Annotated in this window: 17 protein-coding genes; 13 read left to right on the forward strand and 4 right to left on the reverse strand. The window is 68.3% G+C overall.

Features of this window, described 5'->3' with window-relative positions:
• Positions 1-151 precede the first annotated feature (151 nt).
• Both H6726_06395 and H6726_06400 read left to right on the forward strand, forming a co-directional pair.
• Complete coding sequence (locus H6726_06395; protein ID MCB9657266.1) at positions 152-706, forward strand: OmpA family protein; 555 nt, start codon at positions 152-154, stop codon at positions 704-706.
• The gene (locus H6726_06400) at positions 703-1,113 is read left to right on the forward strand and encodes an AgmX/PglI C-terminal domain-containing protein (GenBank protein ID MCB9657267.1); all 411 of its coding nucleotides are present in this window, start codon (positions 703-705) and stop codon (positions 1,111-1,113) included. The genes H6726_06395 and H6726_06400 overlap by 4 nt, the downstream gene beginning before the upstream one ends.
• 18 nt (positions 1,114-1,131) lie before the next feature.
• Here H6726_06400 and H6726_06405 read toward each other — a convergent pair whose 3' ends face one another.
• Positions 1,132-1,908, reverse strand: coding sequence for a hypothetical protein (locus H6726_06405; GenBank protein MCB9657268.1), 777 nt, complete (start codon positions 1,906-1,908; stop codon positions 1,132-1,134).
• A gap of 729 nt (positions 1,909-2,637) precedes the next feature.
• Here H6726_06405 and rpmH point away from each other — a divergent pair.
• Genes rpmH through H6726_06430 form a run of 5 tightly spaced genes read left to right on the forward strand, consistent with a single transcriptional unit; the run spans position 2,638 to position 5,765 of the window.
• Positions 2,638-2,787, forward strand: a complete 150-nt coding sequence (rpmH, locus tag H6726_06410; protein ID MCB9657269.1) for a 50S ribosomal protein L34 — start codon at positions 2,638-2,640, stop codon at positions 2,785-2,787.
• Between the two features lie 43 nt (positions 2,788-2,830).
• The gene (gene rnpA / locus H6726_06415) at positions 2,831-3,235 is read left to right on the forward strand and encodes a ribonuclease P protein component (protein MCB9657270.1); all 405 of its coding nucleotides are present in this window, start codon (positions 2,831-2,833) and stop codon (positions 3,233-3,235) included.
• Positions 3,232-3,504, forward strand: a complete 273-nt coding sequence (gene yidD, locus H6726_06420) for a membrane protein insertion efficiency factor YidD (GenBank protein ID MCB9657271.1) — start codon at positions 3,232-3,234, stop codon at positions 3,502-3,504. The genes rnpA and yidD overlap by 4 nt, the downstream gene beginning before the upstream one ends.
• Positions 3,497-5,167 (forward strand): membrane protein insertase YidC, encoded by a 1,671-nt coding sequence (gene yidC / locus H6726_06425; protein MCB9657272.1) that lies wholly within the window; start codon positions 3,497-3,499, stop codon positions 5,165-5,167. The genes yidD and yidC overlap by 8 nt, the downstream gene beginning before the upstream one ends.
• Before the next feature lie 55 nt (positions 5,168-5,222).
• Complete coding sequence (locus H6726_06430) at positions 5,223-5,765, forward strand: KH domain-containing protein (GenBank protein ID MCB9657273.1); 543 nt, start codon at positions 5,223-5,225, stop codon at positions 5,763-5,765.
• Positions 5,766-5,813: 48 nt separating this feature from the next.
• Here the strand turns inward: H6726_06430 and H6726_06435 are convergent, their stop codons facing one another.
• The 3 genes from H6726_06435 to H6726_06445 all read right to left on the reverse strand — a co-directional run bounded on the left by H6726_06435 (position 5,814) and on the right by H6726_06445 (position 8,573).
• Positions 5,814-6,425: a class I SAM-dependent methyltransferase gene (locus H6726_06435; GenBank protein ID MCB9657274.1), complete on the reverse strand. Its 612-nt coding sequence runs from the start codon at positions 6,423-6,425 to the stop codon at positions 5,814-5,816.
• Between the two features lie 17 nt (positions 6,426-6,442).
• Positions 6,443-8,248, reverse strand: a complete 1,806-nt coding sequence (gene lepA / locus H6726_06440) for an elongation factor 4 (protein ID MCB9657275.1) — start codon at positions 8,246-8,248, stop codon at positions 6,443-6,445.
• Between the two features lie 139 nt (positions 8,249-8,387).
• Positions 8,388-8,573, reverse strand: coding sequence for a ribbon-helix-helix domain-containing protein (locus H6726_06445; GenBank protein MCB9657276.1), 186 nt, complete (start codon positions 8,571-8,573; stop codon positions 8,388-8,390).
• Between the two features lie 196 nt (positions 8,574-8,769).
• Here H6726_06445 and H6726_06450 point away from each other — a divergent pair, with 196 nt between their 5' ends.
• The 6 genes from H6726_06450 to H6726_06475 all read left to right on the forward strand — a co-directional run bounded on the left by H6726_06450 (position 8,770) and on the right by H6726_06475 (position 16,626).
• Positions 8,770-9,702, forward strand: a complete 933-nt coding sequence (locus H6726_06450; GenBank protein ID MCB9657277.1) for a hypothetical protein — start codon at positions 8,770-8,772, stop codon at positions 9,700-9,702.
• A 26-nt stretch (positions 9,703-9,728) separates the two neighbouring features.
• Positions 9,729-10,376, forward strand: a complete 648-nt coding sequence (locus H6726_06455; protein ID MCB9657278.1) for a hypothetical protein — start codon at positions 9,729-9,731, stop codon at positions 10,374-10,376.
• A gap of 9 nt (positions 10,377-10,385) precedes the next feature.
• A complete protein-coding gene (locus H6726_06460; protein ID MCB9657279.1) occupies positions 10,386-11,210 on the forward strand; it encodes an rRNA pseudouridine synthase in 825 nt (274 codons plus the stop codon).
• Positions 11,211-11,220: 10 nt separating this feature from the next.
• Positions 11,221-13,011, forward strand: a complete 1,791-nt coding sequence (locus tag H6726_06465; protein ID MCB9657280.1) for a hypothetical protein — start codon at positions 11,221-11,223, stop codon at positions 13,009-13,011.
• Positions 13,012-13,174: 163 nt separating this feature from the next.
• Complete coding sequence (locus H6726_06470) at positions 13,175-14,521, forward strand: hypothetical protein (protein MCB9657281.1); 1,347 nt, start codon at positions 13,175-13,177, stop codon at positions 14,519-14,521.
• On the forward strand, positions 14,518-16,626 hold the full coding sequence (locus H6726_06475) for a hypothetical protein (protein MCB9657282.1): 2,109 nt from the start codon (positions 14,518-14,520) through the stop codon (positions 16,624-16,626). Before H6726_06470 ends, H6726_06475 begins: the two co-directional genes overlap by 4 nt.
• Positions 16,627-16,631 lie beyond the last annotated feature (5 nt).

Consider the following 16,631-nt stretch of genomic DNA (forward strand, 5'->3'; position numbering starts at 1 on the left):
GTGCGGGAGGGGCTCGCCTCCTGCGTGGGGATGGGAGGTCGTCCGACCGGGTACCAAGGGTTGAATCCTGGGCGGTGACGTTGTACCCCAGTGTCTCAACACAGGGGCAGGTGTGCGCAACTCGCGCACATGAACCACAGAAGGAGTTCCCATGAAGTACCGTCAGCCCACGTGCCTGGCCACAGCCGCGATTTTGTCGCTCGCTGCGGTCGGCTGTGGTGGTGTCACACCCTTGGTCGAGACGGACCCGATCCGGGTCACCGCGGCGAGACCAGCGCCGCCACCACCCCCGCCTCCTCCGCCTCCCCCGCCCGTCGTCGAAGTGACCGAGACCGCGATCGAGGTACGCGAGACGATCAACTTCGCGTTCGACAGCGACGTCATCGACGCCAGCTCCTTCGGGCTCATGGACAACATCGTGAGCGTGATCCAGGAGCACCCCGAGATCCTGCGCCTACGCATCGAGGGCCACACCGACAACGTGGGCACCGCGCGCTACAACCTGGAGCTGTCCACGCGCCGCGCCGCGTCCGTGATGCGCTACCTCACGGAGCACGGCGTCGATGCCGCGCGGCTCACGAGCGAGGGCTATGGCCTGACGCGGCCGCGGGCCACCAACGACACGGACGCGGGCCGGGCCGAGAACCGCCGCGTGGAGTTCAACATCGTCGAGCGCGCCCCGCAGGGCGGGGAGGCTACCCCGTGAGCAAGATGCAGCACACCATCACGAACCGCCGACTGGGCGCCACCCACCTCCTCGTGCTCGTGGGGGCCCTCGCGCTCGCGGCGGTCGCCGCAGGCTGCGGCGGCGTGGGCACGGCGCAGGCCGACCTACGCAGCGCCATCGACGCGCGCCAGACCACGCTGAACGAGTGCTACCGCGAGGCCCTCACGCGCGACGAGACCCTCGGGGGCGACCTGAGCCTGCGCGTGAGCCTCGCCAAGAGCGAGACCACCATCAGCGGCGTGGAGGTCACGCACTCGAACGTCGACGACGAAGAACTGGTGGCGTGCATCCAGCACGCGCTCGACGGGCTGAGCATCGACGAGGCCCCCAAGAGCTCGCTCACCGTGGACTACAACGTCCGCTTCACGGCCACCGACGCGCCCTGACGCGCCGCACGGCGACCACTACGGCAACGTCGCGCCGGGGTCTTCGGGCCTCGGCGCGACGCCGTTCAGGCACCAGGCGAACACGAAGAACGGCGCCACCACCCACAGCGCGTTCGCCAACCCGAACTTGATGTAGACGGCGATGAACCCGTCCCCCACGTTCGGCAGGCCCGTCAGCAGCTCGCTCGCGTAGTAGAGGGAAGCCGAGTAGAGGTGCACCACCGCGGTGCCGCCCATGACGAGGCGCGCCCGCGTGGCCGTGCGACCCGAGCGCAGGTAGCGGACCAGCGCCGTCGCCCCCACCAGCCCATTGCAGACCGAGAGGGTCTCCATCGCGATCAACAACGGGTCACCCACCGCATAGCGCGCGTCCCCGCCATCGATGTAAGCCCACCACACGTAGGCCCACGGGGCGTCTGGGCTCGCGGCGATCGCGTCGCGCAGCACGAGCCAGCCGAGCTCCCAGCTGAGGTGTGTGACGTAGGACATCCCAAGGAAGGCCAGCACCAACGACTCGACCCGCTGCGCGCGCGTCCACGTCCGCAAGCTGGGCAGCGGAAAGAAGCTGGCGAACACGGCCGACACCAAGCCCACGCCGTAGACGACCGACAGCCCGTCCGCCGCCGCATGCCGGTCCACCCCCAGCCCGAAGACCAAGCCCGCCGAGACGGGAAACGCCAGCGCGACACTGCCGAACAGGATCCCGCGCAAGATCAGGAGCCCACGGGACACCGGAGCCCCCGCAGTCGGGGACTCGGTCGGCGCAGAGCCAGAGGAGACAGCAACGCTGGACACCCCGACACTCTAGACCAGCGGACTCCCCCCAGTCTCGGTAGCGTTCGCCCCACCCGTCGCGCGCGTGTTCGTCCGCGTACGCATGCGTGTCCACGTATTCGTGTTCGTGCGCGTGTTCGTGTTCGTGCGCGTGACTGTGTTCGTGCCCGTGACTGTGTTCGTGCGCGTGCTCGTGCGCGAGATCGTGTTCGTGCGCGTGATCGTGATCGTGTTCCTGCGCGTGCGCGTGCGCGTCCTCGTGATGGTCCATCGTCCTCGCCCGTCGTCCTCGCCATCGTGTTCGTCGGGTCCGCCCCACGCAGACGCATGTCATTCCCGCCCCCCCCCAACCCACCCCCCATCCCGACTCCCCCGCGCACAGTCGAGCCCTCCAGCGCCCCAGCGGATCCCACGCGCCCGTCCCGACTCAGCCGCGCCCCACAAGCCCAGACGTCGCCGAGGGAGAGGGGAGCCCCGGGCCCGGGTGTCGGGGGGGCCCCATTTCGCGCGCTGCTCCGCAGCGCGCTCAAATGGGGGAGGCACCGCAGGGAGCGCCAGCGCGACCGAGCCCGGGCCCGGGGCTCCCCTCTCCCGCTCACGACCGCTTCGCTCCGCGAGGACCGCCCTCCAGCCGGACTCGTGAGACCCGCGCCCCACGGCGCACGCTTGACACGACCCATGCCGCATGCTTGATTGCGCGGCCCCGAAGCCGCCCGACGGCATCGGTCCATAATTTTCGGAGAATGTGCCGTGAAGCGGACTTATCAGCCCAGCAAGACCAGCCGTAAGCGCACCCACGGTTTCCGTGCGCGCATGAAGACCGCGGGAGGCCGCAAGGTGCTCTCCGCCCGTCGCCGCAAGGGCCGCACGCGCCTGGTGGTCACCACCTTCGAGAAGTGAGCCCGGACGGGGGCCCATCGCGCGCCCCCGCCCCAGCGGCAACATGACGGAGGCGTACCCGCCGAGCGCCCGCGTGCGACGGCGGGCCGACTATCGCCGCATCCAGTCGAGCCGCGGGCGTGTCCACACACGCCAATTCTTGATCGTCCTGGCCAGCAGCCCGGTGGAAGCGCCGCGGCTGGGCGTGACGGTCACCAAGAAGGTCGGCAACGCGGTCACGCGAAATCGCATCAAGCGCGTCGTCCGCGAGGTGTTTCGGCGCAACCTGACGCTGTTCCCGCGCCACACCGACCTAGTCTTCATCGCCAAGCAGGGCGCCGAGCGCGTCCGCTATGGCGAGCTCCTGCGCGACCTCGAGGGCGTCCGCGAGGCCCTGGTGCGACAGCGCGATCGCCTGCCCGCGCCGACGCCGACCGGCGGAGCTGCTAGATCAGGGTCCTCCACATGAGCGCCCCTCGAAAGAACCCGCTGCAGTGGCTGTTCCTGGTCCTGATCCGGATCTACTGGTGGACCTTGTCTCCCCTGATCGGTAGCGTCTGCCGCTTCGAGCCCTCTTGCTCGCGCTACACCGCCACGTGCATCGAGCGCTTCGGCGCCTTGCGCGGGGGCTGGTTGGGGGCCAAACGCATCTGCCGCTGTCACCCGTTCAACCCGGGTGGCTACGACCCCCCGCCGGCTCTCCCCGCGCCCCCCGAAGACCGACCTCACGATGTCTGACGATCCCAAGACGCAACTGCTCCCGCTCCTCGCCCTCACGCTCGTGCTGGGTGGCGCCTACGCCGCGCTCAAGCTCTTCGGCGCGGACGAGGCCCCACCCGAGGCCGCGATCGCCGCCGGCGAGGGAGCAGGCCCGGCGGACGCCACGGAGACGCGCGGAGTGGGCGCCGAGGCGATGGAGGCTCGCGCCGCGAACGCCCAAGAGGCGCGCATCGAGACCGAGCACTTCATCGCCACGTTCACCAACCTGAACACGGCCGTGCGCAGCATGCGCATCAAGGGCGAGCGCTTCGCGAGCGAGAGCGGCGAGCTGCACGAGATGGTCAGCACCGACCAGGAGCGCTACTACCCGCTGCGCCTGGACCTCGGCGGCATCGACATCCCGGAGGACGCGGTCTGGACCATGAGCCAGCCCGAGCCCAACAAGGTGCGCTTCGAGCTGGTGGCCGACGGCTTCACCGTCACGCGCCAGTGGGAAGCCGGCAGCTCGCCCTACCAGCTGTGGTCGACGGTGCGCATCCAGAACGACGGGCGCGTCTCCCGCCCGGTGCGCGTCAACGTGCGCACGGCCCACTACGTCTCGCGCGAGGCCGAAGGCAGCACGTTCCTCGGGCGCCCCTCCCCGTTCGCGTCCTTCGGGCAGTGCTCCTACGACGAGAACAGCGAGCAGGAGCGCTTCGACCGCAACAAGCTCGATGACGACAATCCGTCGAGCATGAGCTTCGGCTTCGGCCCCGACGTGGGCTGGGCCGCCATCAGCAACCAATACTTCGCGACCCTCATCGCAGCCGAAGACGACTCCGCGGAGCGCTGCCAGATCTTCATGGACAACCGCGGGCGCCCCACCGCCGTGGGAACGCTCTTCGAGGCCGCGCTGCGCTACCCGCGCGTCACGCTCGCGGCGGGCGCCGACACGGTCGTGCGCACCCCCATCTACATGGGGCCCAAGGACCTCGACCTGATGCACGCGTTCGGCCACCGGGCCAGCGCGGCGGTCGACCTGGGCTGGTTCACGTTCATCGCCGAGGGGCTCGTCTGGCTCCTACGCTCGATCTTCGCGCTCGTCGGCAACTGGGGCCTCGCCATCATCCTGCTGACGTTCCTCGTCAAGCTCGTGCTCTATCCGCTCACCGCCGCCAGCTTCAAGAACATGGCGAAGATGAACGAGCTGAAGCCTCACATGGAGGCGCTCAACGAGAAGTACGGGGACGATCGCGAGGCCAAGGGGCAGGCCACGATGAACCTGTACCGCGAGCACAAGGTCAACCCGTTCGCGGGCTGCTTGCCGATGCTGCTGCAGATGCCCATCTGGTTTGCGCTCTACCAGAGCCTCTCCACCAACCTCGAGCTGTATCACGCGCCGTTCGCGCTGTTCTGGACCGATCTCTCGGCGCGCGACCCCTACTTCGTCCTGCCCCTCCTCCTGGGTGGCCTGATGTTCGTGCAGCAGAAGCTCACCCCCACCGCCTCCATGGACCCCACGCAGGCGAAGATCATGCTCTACATGATGCCCATCATGATCACGGGCTTCATGCTGTTCCTGCCTGCCGGCCTGTGCCTCTACATGGTCACCAACTCCGTGCTGAGCATCGCGCAGCAGCACTACATCCGCGTCCAGCTGGCCGCCAGCACCGCCAAGAAGGCGGCCGAGAAGCCAGCCTGAGCGCCACCAAGTTCATCGCCGATTCCCACGGCCTGTTGTAGGATCCGTCAAGCCCATGAGCGACCGAGACCCCAAGCTCCACGACGGCGCCCTCCTCCTCGAGGATGGCCCGGCCCCCGCCGCCACCCCGCGCCCCGAGAACGACAAGAAGGCCGAGCTCGCCGCCGACGCCCTCGAGGACATCCTGGACCTGATGGACTTCGACGTGGACGTGGACATCCGCGAGGACGACGAGCGCATCGTGCTCGACTTGGTGGGGCCGGACGCGGGCATGGTCATCGGCAAGAAGGGCCAGACCCTGGACGCCCTGCAGTTCATCCTGAACAAGGTGGTCAACCGCGACCCCGAGGGTCGGCGTCACATCGTGCTGGACTCGGGCGACTACCGCGATCGCCACGACAAGGGCTTGGTGAGCATGGCCCGTCGCGAGGCCAAGCGCGCCGTCACGCAGGGCAAGGTCGTCACGCTGCGCCCCATGAGCGCGCGCGACCGGCGCGTCATCCACCTGTCGCTGGCCAAGCTGGAGGGCGTCACCACGTCGTCGTCTGGCGAGGGGATGCGCCGGCGCATCCAGATCATCCCGGCGCGCACGCGCTGATCGGCGCGTCTCAGCCCGAAGACACCGAGCGACACGCTCGCGCCCGCGTCACCCCGACGCGTAGGCGCTGACCACCCGCTTGGCCCCGTTGCTGGGCACCGCGTAGCTCACGGCGGTGAGCGCCCCTTCGGGCGGAGCCTCCTGCGCGGTCAACACCAGCGTGCGGGGAGCGAGCTGCCGGCCCAGCCCCAGCCACACGGGCGGCGAGAACGTGGCCCGCGCGAGCGCGACGTCCACCGACCCGTGCGCGTCGGTCAGCGCCGTCGGGTGCGCGAGGTCCAGCTTGGCCTCGACCACCTGCACGCGCGACGCGAGCCCGAGGCTCCCGACCGCCGTGCGCAAGAACGCCACCCGCTTTCGGCGCGGCTCCACCAGCAGCGCGCGCAGGTCGTCGCGCAGCAGCAGCATGGGGAGCGTGGGCGCACCGACGCCGGCGCCAACGTCCAACACACGAGCGCCGCGTGGGACCAGCGTTTCGGACACCATGTGCAGCGCGTCGACGAACAAGATCTCGGCCAGCGCGGCGTCGTCGCGCGCGCTGGTCAGGTCGATGCGCTTGCCCCACAGCGAGGTCAGCGCCAGGAACGCGGAGAGGCGCTCGCCAGCGGCGTCGGTCAGGGGAATGTCGAGGCGCTCGGCGAGCGCGCGCACCTGGTCCATGGGGGCCTCGGGGACGACTAGTCGTTGACCTTCAGGATGGCATGGAACGCCGCCTGCGGGATGTCCACGCGCCCCACCGACTTCATGCGCTTCTTGCCCTCCTTCTGCTTCTCGAGGAGCTTGCGCTTGCGGCTGATGTCGCCGCCGTAGCACTTGGCCGTCACGTCCTTGCGCAGCGCGCGCACGGTCTCGCGCGCGATCACCTTGGTGCCGATGGCCGCTTGGATGGCGACCTCGAACTGCTGCTGCGGCACGATGCCCTTGAGCTTGCTCGCCAGCGCACGCCCGATGTGCTGCGCGTTGTCCATGTGGACGATGGCGCTGAGCGCGTCGAGCTTCTCGCCGTTGATCAGCATGTCCAGGCGCACCAGCTTGTTCTCGCGGTAGCCCGCCAGCTCGTAGTCCATCGAGGCATAGCCGCGTGTCGCGTTCTTGAGCTGATCGAAGAAGTCGAACAGCACCTCACCGAGCGGCAGCTCGTAGGTGATGATCACGCGGTCGGTCGAGGCGTACTGGATGTTCTTCTGCTCGCCGCGCCGGTTCTGGCAGAGCTTGATGACCGCGCCGACGTAGGCCTCGGGCACGTGGATGGAGACCGTGAAGTACGGCTCTTCGATCTTCACGCGCCCGTCGGGCAGGCGCGACGGGTTCTCGACCTCGAAGGTCTCGCCCTTCTCGTTGGTCACGCGGTACACCACGCTCGGGGCCGTGGTGATCAAGTCCAGGTTGTACTCGCGCTCCAAGCGCTCCTGCACGATCTCCATGTGCAGCAGGCCGAGGAAGCCGCAGCGGAAGCCGAACCCGAGGGCGTCCGAGTTCTCCGGCTCGAACTGGAAGGCGCTGTCGTTCAGGTGCAGCTTGTCGAGCGCGTCCCGCAGCTCGGGGTACTGCTCGCCGTCCGTCGGGAACACGCCGCAGAACACCATCGGCTTCACCTCTTGGAAGCCGGCCAGCGCGTCGGTCGCCTGGTTGTGCAGCTGGGTGATGGTGTCGCCCACCTTCGTGTCGCGGATGGTCTTGATGCTCGCGCCGAAGAAGCCGACCTCGCCTGGGCCGAGGTGATCGACGGCAACCGGGAACGGGGAGTAGACGCCCAGCTCCGTGGCCTCGTAGACGGCCCCCGTCGCCATCATCTTGATCTTCTCGCCCTTGCGCAGCGTCCCGTCCACCACGCGCACCATGCCCATCGCGCCGCGGTAGGTGTCGTACCAGCTGTCGAACATGAGCGCGCGCAGCGGCGCGTTCTCCGCGGTGTTGAACTTCGGCGGCGGCACGCGGCGGCAGATGGCCTCGAGGATCTCGCGCACCCCCTCGCCCGTCTTGCCGCTGCAGGGCAGCACCTCGGAGCAGTCGAGGCCGATCACGTCCTCCACCTCGCGCCGCACGCGATCCACGTCGGCGCTGGGCAGGTCCACCTTGTTGAACACCGGGATGATCTCGAGGTTGTTCTCGAGCGCGAGGTACACGTTGGCCAGCGTCTGCGCCTCGACCCCCTGCGTGGCGTCCACCACCAGCAGCGCGCCCTCGCACGCCGCCAGCGAGCGGCTGACCTCGTAGGAGAAGTCCACGTGGCCCGGCGTGTCGATCAGGTTGAGCTGGTACTCGGTGCCGTCGAGCGCGATGTACGGCAGCCGCACGCCCTGCGCCTTGATGGTGATGCCGCGCTCCTGCTCGAGCTCCATGCGGTCGAGCAGCTGCGCCTTCTTCTCACGCGCGGTGATGGCGCCCGTGACCTCGAGGATGCGATCGGCGAGCGTGCTCTTCCCGTGATCGATGTGCGCGATGATGCTGAAGTTGCGGATGCGTGCGGGGTCGTAGCTCATGAAGGCGCCCTTGAGGGCAACGGCTCACGCTGCGATGCGACGTCGCGTCGGGCGGCCGGGCGGCCGGGACCTTGGCGCGCAGCCGGCCCTCTTGCAACCGCAAGACCCAGGAGACACGACCGGCGCGACAGGGAGCGCGTCAGTCGTCGGCGGCGGTCAACGACAGCTGACCCGGTAGCTCGTCCGCGTGACGTCGCAGGACCAGATCGATGCCTTCGCGGATGTACACCGCGATGGGCACCTTGGTGCGGTCGTGCAGGAGCTTCAGCTGCTCGTTCTGCTCGGGGGTGATGTACACGGTCGTGGAGATCTTCTTGCGCGCCATCTGCACCGTTGTCCGCGTTGGTGCCCGCGATCTGCGAGCGAAGTGAACATACATGGCATGACGTGTACTGTCAACCGTGTGCGTAGGCTCCTTCGCGGCGGCTTGCCGATGGGGTCCCGTTGGTCGTATGCTGCGCTGCGGCTGGGGCCTCTTCGCTCGCACAGCGGGCGGCCGTCCGGCATCCTGAGAACCACTCATGATTCACCTCTTCCCATCGCACGCCTCCGTCGCGCCCGTCGTCGGCGGCGCCAGCCTCCGCGCCGCCTGGCCTTCCCGCCTGACGCTGACCCTCGCCGTCATCGCCCTGATGATGGGCGGGGTGGGCTGCAAGGGCCGTGGCTCGGACGCCGGCGAGGGCACCACTCCCGACGGCGAAGAGGAGGACGTGCTCACCAGCATGGAAGACCGCGTGCGTTGCGAGAGCGTCGCGCCCGTCACGCGTGGCATCGACGTCAACAACGATGGTCGCGCCGACATCCAGGAGCACGCCAACGGTGGGCGCCTGGTGTGCGTCGAGATCGACATGAACTTCGACGGCCGTGTGGACGTCACGCGCTTCTTCGAAGCGGATGGAACGACCGTGGCGCGTGAAGAGCACGACTACGACTTCGACGGTCGCCTAGACGAGATCGCGTACTACAGCGGCGGCGTGATGCGCCGCAAGGAGCTCGACACCACCTTCGACAACCGCGTGGACACGTGGATGTGGTGCGAGAACGGCCTGGTGTCGCGGGCCCAGCGCGACCGGCGCAACCGGGGCCGCCCGGACGTGTGGGAGATCTACGCGGACGGCATGCTCGTCGAGGCGCGCTACGACGACAACAACGATGGGCAGGTCGAGAAGTGGGAGATGTTCCGCAACGGCAGCCTGATCGAGGTGCGCTACGACCTCGACAACAACGGCGAGGTGGACCGCACCGACACGGTCCACCCCGACGACGCCGGACCGCCCGAGGAACGCTTGCGTTGCGACATGTCCGCAGCCCCGGCCACGCCCACCTCCGAGACGCCGGAGCCCCCGGCCGCCGACGACTCCACCTCGGGTGGAGAGGACACCCGCGGCGACGACACCAACGGTGAGGACGAGCTGTTCGTGCCTGACCCCGAAGACGCCAAGGGAGGCCTTTGATCATGCATTCGAGATCGTCGCGCGCGATGCGCCCGTTGCTCCGCTCCGTGTGCTGTTCGTTGGTCTGCCTGCTCTCGCTGGCTGGTGTGAGCGGCTGCAAGCGGGGTGGCACGGAGACCACCCCCCAGCAGGCCACACGCCTCACCGATCGCCCCGACGACCAAGGCCGCTGTCAGGCAGACGGTCCGCAGTACGAGGTCAGCGAGTACGACACCTCCGGCGACGACATCCCCGACGTGCGGAAGGTGTTCCTCACGGTTGGCAGCGGTAGGCTCTCCCGTCTCGTGCTCGTGTGCCGCGAGGCGGACCTCAACGGTGACGGGGTCAAGGACGTCGTCCGCTTCTACACGGACGAGGGGCGTCCCCGCTCCGAAGAGTCGGACCGCGACTTCGACGGCCGCATGGACCAGGTGACCTACTTCGAGCACGGGCGCGTGGCGCGCCTCGAGCAGGACACCAACGGTGATGGCCGCGTGGACACCAAGATCTTTTACGAGGGCGGCGAAGCCGTACGCACCGAGCGTGACCTCGCGGGACGCAGCACGGCCGAGACCTGGCAGCCCGATCGCTGGGAATACTTCGAGGACGGCCGCCTCATCCGGATGGGCACGGACCTCGACGGCGATGGCCGCGTGGACGTCTGGGACCGCGACGACGGTCGGCGCGGCGCGTAAGCAGCTCTCATGGCGCAGCAACGACTCCAGAAGGTCCTCGCCCAGGCGGGGATCGCCTCGCGGCGCGGCGCCGAGAAGTACATCACCGACGGGCGCGTGCGGGTCAACGGCAAGATCGTGACCGAGCTGGGCGTGAAGGTGGACGATCACCTCGACCGCGTGGAGGTGGATGGCCGGCGCCTCGTGCGAGACGCCCCGGTCTACTACGTGCTGAACAAGCCGCGCGAGGTCGTGAGCACCCTGCACGACCCGGAGGGGCGCGAGTCGCTCGCCGACATCATCGAGAAGCTCCCCGAGCGCGTGTTCCCCGTGGGGCGCCTCGACTACCACACCAGCGGCGCGCTCTTGCTCACCAACGACGGCGAGCTGGCCGAGGCGCTGCTGCGGCCCAGCGTCGGTGTCCCCAAGGTCTACGCTGCGAAGCTGCAGGGGCACGTGGACGTGCCGCAGCTGGACGCGCTGCGTAACGGCGTGAAGCTCGACGACGGCTATGTCACCAAGAAGGCCGAGGTGTTCGTGCTGCGTACCGAAGACCGCTCCACCTGGGTCCAGATCACGCTGCGCGAGGGCAAGAACCGGCAGATCCACCGCATGGGCGACGCCATCGGCCACCGCGTCCAGCGCCTGACGCGTCTGTCCTTCGCCGGCGTGTCCACGGAGGGCCTGCGCCCGGGGCAGCAGCGCCTGCTCACCAAGAAGGAGCTGGACGCCATCCACAAGTCGTTCGTGACGCCCTTCAAGCGGCGCAAGCGCGAGGGCGCGCCGGGCACGGGTCAGCAAGCCCCCGAGGCGTTCGACGGGGACGACGAGCAGCTCCTGGACGACGACTACTAGGGGGCGGACCGTGTCCCAGCGAGCCCCTGACCGCGCCTCCTCGCCCCTCTTCGGAGAGCCGCACGCGCCTGGGGACTTCACCACCGAGCGGCTGCGCTGGCTGATCGACCTGCGCTTTCTGGCCATGCTGGGGGTGCTCATCGCCGCCGCGTTCGCGTTCGCGGGGAAGTACCCGGGCATCAACTGGCCGGTGATGCTGGGCGTGGTGGTGCTCGGGTCTTCGTACAACGCGGTGCTGCGTCGACGCCTGCAGCGCCGCTCCGTGCGCGCAGGCACGGTCGCCGCCGTGTCGCAGGCGCTGATCGACATGCTGATGCTGACCATCGTGCTGTGGTCGGCGGGCGGCATCGACAACCCGTTCATGGGCTTCTACATCTTCCACGTCGCCCTCATCGCGATCCTGGGCGGCCCGCGCGCCACGTTCGTCGCGGCCGCTGCAGCGTTCGCCATGGCGGGCTTCCTGGGGCTCACGTCGTTCGTGCCCGCGCTTCAGCTGGGTGTGTGGACCCCCCTGCCCGGGTGGGACACCTTTGCGCACGTCGCGGCCTTCGTGGTCACGCTGGCTGCGGCCTCGTACGTGGTCAGCCACGCGGCCGGAGAGGTGCGCGACCGCGAAGAGGCCCTCAAGGCCGCCCGTGACCGCGCCGCCCTCGAGTACCAGGTGATGTCCAACACGCTCGACGAGCTGGCCGCCGGCCTCGAGGTCGTAGACCCCGACGGCAGCCTGGCCTGGCGCAACCGCCGCGCCGAAGAGCTCAACGCCGACCTCGCGGTCGGAGGCCCGTGGACCTGCCCCAGCAGCCGCGCCTGCGAGCGCGTGAACGACACAGGCGAGGAAGCACACGAGTGCCCCGTGGTGCGGGCCCTCGACGCGGGCGAGAGCGGACGCTGTCGCTTCTCGCTGTCCGTGGACCGCGGCGAGCGCGCGTTCGAGATGATGACCTTCCCGCTCGCAGGCCGCGCCGGGCACCAGCGCGTCATGAACCTGTACGTGGACCGCAGCGCCGCGATGGTGCAGGAGCGGCAGCTGCTGCTGGCCGAGCGCCTCGCGAGCCTGGGGCGCATCGCACAGGGCGTGGCGCACGAGCTCAACACGCCGCTCGCCACCATCCGCACGCTCGCGACGGACATGCGCGACGCGATCGGCGTGTACCGCAGCGCAGCGGCCGAGAGCGACGAGCGCGCCCGCCTCGCGAACGAGGTCACCGCCGACGTCGAGGAGTCCGCCGCGCTGATCCGCAGCGAGACGAAGCGCCTGGCGAAGATCACCCACGCGCTGCTCGCGGGCGGCGACCTGGTGCGGCCCAAGCTGGAGCAAGGCGTGTCCATGGGCGCCGTGGTCGAGCGCGCGCGCGCGCTCGTCTGGGCAGGTCTACGCGAGGGGCCCACGCTGGAAGTGCACCCCGGTGTCTACGCGCTACACGTGGCCGCCGACGCCGACCGCCTCATGCAGGTGCTCGTGAACGCACTACAGAACGCCGTGGACGCCATGCGCGCGCACCCCGGCAGCGGACGCACCATCCGCGTGCACGGCCACGGTGACGCCCGCGAGGTGCACCTCTACGTGGACGACGAGGGCCCCGGCGTGGACGCGGCCATCATCGAGCGCCTGTTCGAGCCCTTTGCCACCACCAAGCCCCCCGGCGAAGGCACCGGGCTCGGCCTCTACACCTCGTACATGCTCGTCCAGGCCATGGACGGCGACCTGTCCCTCGAGTCCCGCCCCGAAGGCGGCGCCCGTGCCACGCTCCGCCTCCCGGCCGCGGACCCACCGGAGACGGCGGTGACCACCTACTTCTGATGGGAGCGTCCGCGCCGCGACGCGCCCGCCGTCCGTGGCGCGAACGATCGGCATCGGGTTTGCCTCGAGGTTGACATCCGGCGCAGCGTCCGGGATGGTACCGCCCGATGGGCGTCAGGGACCGCGCGCGGAATCGAATGGCTCGCACCGGGGGGCGATAGGGATGTACGTCCCATTCATCCGTGGAGGGCGCGTCTACGTGTTGGGTAGGTGTGACGATCATGGTCGCGACTGGACTGGCTACACGCAAGTCAGCGGGCATGAAGCTCGCCTCATCGTCCAAGACGAGCGTCGCCGGGGGTTGGGGGCCTTCAACGGTCTGGAACGAGAGGTTGGCGGTGGGCGCTCGATTGATGCCCTACTCGATGAGCAAGACGCCTTCCATCATCGGCTCGTTCTTTGGGTCCGGGAGATCGCGCTGCCGGCGCCAGTGCCGGTCCTCCAGGAGGAGCAGCCCGAGAACCTCCCCGTCACAACGAGCTTTGACCTAACCGTCTTCGACGCGCGTTCGGGGGCGCCCATCTCTGGCGTGGTGCTGCAAGTTCGCGATGCAGGGGGCACTACCCACGACCTGACCACCGACAGCGGCGGGCGAGTCGAGATCTCCAGTATCCCGATGGGACCATGCCACGTGAGCAGTTCGATCGCCGAGTCCCTCTCGCTGGAGCATACGGTGGTTCAGGCGGCTCACGCTCAAGGAACGGCGGTGTCGGACACCGCCGAGTGGGAGAATGCACCTGACGGCAAGTCGTGGAGCTTGGCTGCGGTAACCCCGCACCGCATACGCGCGGGGGACTCCCTTGCGAGTATCGCGACGATCCATGGGTTGAGCGAAGACGCCCTGCTCACGTTCAACTTTGGAGGCACCTCGGCGGACCTCGTGGATGAAGGGCTCGTATGGAGCGTTGGGTGTGTGCAGCGTGACCCGGATACCGATCGACCGAGTCTGACGGCGGATGCAGACCCTGGAGTCATCTACGTCCCCGCTCCATTTGCCCGAGATGTCGCGGGTGCGCCAGGTCAGCTGCTCCCCGTGCGCTGGGCCAAACCATTGGTGCATCGGCTCCACGCCGACGGGTGGCCGATTCCCGACACCCCTTTTCGGATCGAGTTGGCGGGGGGTGAGATTCGGGCGGGTCGCACCTCGCGCGCAGGCATCGTCGCCCTCGCGGAGTACTCCCGTGGTCCATACGCCGTGTCGTTCCCCGACACCGAAGACGTGCTGGCGAAAACACTGGCAACGGAAGCTCGTGCGGGGTTCGATGGTGAACTCCTGCACCCAGCGCTCCGTCTTCTCATGATGGGGTCAACGCTGGCAGCCGCGGCGATCGACGCGTACGATCACTACTTCAACACGTTCACGGGAAACGGTTTCGTGGAGGACGTGTATCACCTCGTCCAAGATGACGATCAGCGCAGCCTGTTCGAAAGTCTCATGGGTTTGGCGAATGCGGGACCTAGGCGGCGTGTCGGGTTCGTCACACCCGACACGTCGGGGAACGAGCCATGATGGTGCCCTACACACTCGTGAGGACACCCGATGTCTCCGTGATTACGGAAGGCGCAGTCGTTTCATATCACGCGGAGCCCATCGGCACGCCACGAACCACCGTGACCGCGCAAGGAGAAGTCGGGAGCGACTGGTTCATGTGGGTGAAGTGGCGGCTCACGGGTGCGGAGCACGAGGTGCTTCAGGTGCGACCGCCGTCGGGTCACCAGCGCTTCGACGTCACCTGGGACGAGGACGATGGCACGTACGTCGTCCTGTGCGGTGTGATTCTCAACGCGGCGGGTTCGTCCAATCGCACCGTGGATCAGTGGCTGGCGGTTTCGCAGATCATCAACACACAGCAAGTGATCTTGCAGACGGGTCGGCAGATGCGCCGCCTGGCCATCGTCGATCCCTCGGCGGCCTTGCCGCGCACGGAGATGATGCTGTCGGTGGTGGAGGAGCTAGCGTCGAGGACGCCCCCACGTGGCCGTAAGCTGCGTCAGCACAACGATGAGGTGGCCGAGATGCGACGCTACAAGTCGGCGCTCGCCAACCAGCTCCAATCGACGGACGGCAAGATTCGCCACGGTGTTCGGGCCCTATACTTTGCGACGGAGACGCAGGAAGCCAGACCTCTCAACGTCTTCGTATGTCGCACCAACTCTGGGGACGGTGATCAGGACTGGACGCTCTGTGACTATACATCCCCCCACACGCAGCTCCACTCCACTCATGAAGTGTCGGCCCCGAACGCACACGCTGCGATGCGGGAGCTGGTAGCGGACTGGCGCTCAGGGTTCGTCTCTGGGAACAAGTACCCGCCCGGTCGGATTCAGTTGGAGATCCCAGCTGCAGCCATCGGCGGCGCCCGGTTCACCCATCGTATGACCACGACGGGCGGCACGGGCTTGGACGCGCTGATCGAGTGGCTGACGTGGATTAGCACGGGAGCGTTCGGCGTCGCGCTGCTCCTCGCGCCTTTCCCAGGCACGACAGCCGCTGCAGTGGCGTTGGGGACCGCCATGTTCTCGAGCACGGCGGCGGGGACACTCAGCATCGCAGAGCGCCGGCATCGCGGTCTCGAGTGGTCTCTGGTCGACAGCGTGGATCTGCTCGGGTTGATGTCGGATCTGCTGACAATTGGCCGAGCGCGCCAGTTCCGCCGCGGCGCCGAGGTGCATTTCCTGAGGCCCGGCAGACGGACGCTAGAACGCTACGTGTTCTGGGGGCACGCGTCGGTGGACGTCGCCACCGCGGGGGCCACGGGGTATTTGATCGCGACCCAGGCCTACGAGGAGCTCGATCGACTCGCGAACGACCCGGATCTAACGGGAGCCGAGCGATTGCACCGCATGCAACAAGCCATGCGACGCATGGGGTTGCAGACGGTCGCCATCGGGCTGACGCTGCGCGACCCCGGAGGCGGCTCGTCTCACACCACGACACCGTCCCACCTGCCGAACGAAGGTGCGCACCAGTCGATCAGCGACAAGCTCACGGCGCTTGGAGATGAAGCGTCGCCGCCCATTCGTATCGGCGAGGGCGCGCCGCTGGAAGGGACGACGCAGCGAACTGCGGGGGGCCGTGCCGAGGTCACCGGGCGGCCCGCGGCGACCGCGGCGAGACCGCTCCGGGCGACGTGGGGCACTCAATCCTACCCGCCCGACCGGCGTGGCGGATTGTATCACGGCACGCATGGTCGCGACTTCCCGGACACCCGCGAAGGGCAGATCGCAGCTGCGCACCGGATGCTAGAGCAAGGACTTCCTGGTGGGAGCGACAACCTAGATCTGCAGCGCCACACAGCCACCAGTCTGGGCGACGCGAGCGGGTTCCGCGGTGCAGTGGAGGATCGCATGGCCGCGGGGCTGTGGGCGGTACACGACCGGGCGCGGGACTACGGCGTTGTTGTGATGCTGAGAGAGCGTGACGCGTGGAACGTTCGTGACGTCAGCCGTGACGCTGAACATCACGGGGCGCCGCCCTATGCAGGGAGAGCTGAGAACGAGTGGGCTATCCTGCGCAGGGTGGAGCCAGAGGACATCATCGGGGTGTGGGTCGCGTATTGCAACGCCCGTGGTGTCGTCACTTTGGAACAGATTTCACTAAGGGCTGGTAGGTGAGTGAG

The organism is Sandaracinaceae bacterium (genome assembly GCA_020633055.1).
Taxonomy (GTDB): Bacteria; Myxococcota_A; Polyangia; order Polyangiales; family Houyiibacteriaceae; genus JADJJE01.